The organism is Anaerolineales bacterium (assembly GCA_022866145.1).
Classification (GTDB): domain Bacteria; phylum Chloroflexota; class Anaerolineae; order Anaerolineales; family E44-bin32; genus PFL42.
In genome coordinates this window covers 1-1,624 of the sequence record JALHUE010000249.1, presented here as the reverse complement: position 1 = coordinate 1,624, position 1,624 = coordinate 1, and the positions used below count along the sequence as shown (strand labels likewise).

Here is a 1,624-nt window from a genome sequence, read left to right as displayed (position 1 = left end):
GGTCATGCGCGCCTTCGTCGGCATGTTCTTCTCGTATGTGATCACCGAGCAGATGTTCAGCCCCCAGGTGCTGGCCATCTTCCCGCCCGACACGCTCGACCACTTCGTCGATATCTTCCTGTATGGCGTTGTCGCCGATCGGCCGCCGGGCCGCAGGCCCGGGCAGGCTGAGCCGGGGACGGCGCCGTGGTGATCCACCGGCTGCGCTCCCTGATCCGCAAGGAATTCATCCAGATTCTGCGCGACCCCCGCACGCTGTACATCACCTTCGCCATACCCGTGGTGCAGCTCTTCTTGCTGGGCTATACGGCTACCAGTGATGTTCGCAATGTGCCGCTGGCCGTGTTCGATCAGGACCGCGGGCCGGAAGCCAGGCGGCTGCTGGACGCCTACCGCGCCGCCGACTACTTCCGCCTGGCCTATGATGTCGACTCCGAAGCGCAGCTACGCTCCCTGATCGAAAGCGGCCGGGCCCGGGCCGGTCTGGTGATTCCGCCCGACTACGGCCGGTCAATCATCGCCGGGCGACCGGTGCAAGTGGCCTTTGTCCTGGACGGCAGCGACCCCAACGTGGCCTCGACCAGTCTGGCAGCGGCGGAGCTGATCGGTCAAGCCCACGCTACCCGCCTGGCCCTCGAGCGGATCGGCAGCCAGACCGCCCTCCAGGGAGCCCAGCCGTTGGTGCAGGTCCGGGCGCGCGTGTGGTACAACCCCGATCTGGTCAGCGCTTTCTTCATGGTGCCGGCCCTGATCGGTTTGATCCTGCAGTTGATGACCTCGATGCTGACGGCGACCTCCATCGTGCGGGAGCGCGAGCGCGGCACGATCGAGCAGCTAATCGTCACGCCCATCCGCTCCGGCGAGCTGATCCTGGGCAAGATCCTGCCCTACGTGCTGCTGGCCTTCTTCGACACGCTGGAGATCCTGGTCGTCGGCACCCTGTGGTTCGACGTGCCCATTCGCGGTGACCTGGGTCTGCTGCTGGTGTTCTCTTTTCTCTTCCTCCTGTCCTCGCTCGGCATCGGCCTGCTCATTTCCAGCGTTGCCCGCACGCAGCAGGAAGCGATGATGCTGACCTACTTCACACTTCTGCCCACGATCTTCCTTTCGGGTTTCCTGTTCCCCCTGGCTGCCATGCCTCCCCTGCTGCAGGCGATCTCGCACCTGATCCCGCTTCGCTACTACCTGGTAATCATCCGCTCGGTGCTGCTCAAGGGCGCCGGACTAAGCAGCCTCGGGCCGGAAGTGGCGGCGCTGGCCGTCCTGGCCATCGCCTGGATGGGGATCGCCGCGCTGCGCTTCCGCAAGAGTCTGGACTGAAGGAAGGGCTGCCATGCCAACGTCTTCAAAGAAGCGCTTTCTCCCGCTGGTGATGATCGTGCTGCTGATCCTGGCGGCGCTGATCTATTTGTGGTCGGTATCGGGCGACCACGCCGGCCCGCTGACAGCCTCTGGCACTGTCGAAGGAACGGAGGTTCGCATCGGCTCCGAGAGCGGCGGGCGAGTGGTCGAGGTGCTGGTGACGGAGGGGCAGGTGGTGCAGGCCGGCGAGGTGCTCTTCCGATTGGATGACGAACTCCTGCGCCTCCAGCGCGACCTGGTCGCCGCCTCCGGCCAGGCGGCC

3 protein-coding genes are annotated in these 1,624 nt (G+C 65.5%); all 3 read left to right on the top strand.

Annotated features, from left to right (window positions below; all coding sequences use genetic code 11):
- A partial coding sequence (locus tag MUO23_07870; protein MCJ7512872.1) for a hypothetical protein occupies positions 1 to 193 on the top strand: 193 nt, incomplete at its 5' end.
- The gene (locus tag MUO23_07865) at positions 187 to 1,320 is read left to right on the top strand and encodes an ABC transporter permease (GenBank protein MCJ7512871.1); all 1,134 of its coding nucleotides are present in this window, start codon (positions 187 to 189) and stop codon (positions 1,318 to 1,320) included. The genes MUO23_07870 and MUO23_07865, both read left to right, overlap by 7 nt.
- A gap of 13 nt (positions 1,321 to 1,333) precedes the next feature.
- Positions 1,334 to 1,624: biotin/lipoyl-binding protein (locus MUO23_07860; GenBank protein ID MCJ7512870.1), on the top strand; the 291-nt coding region annotated here is incomplete at its 3' end.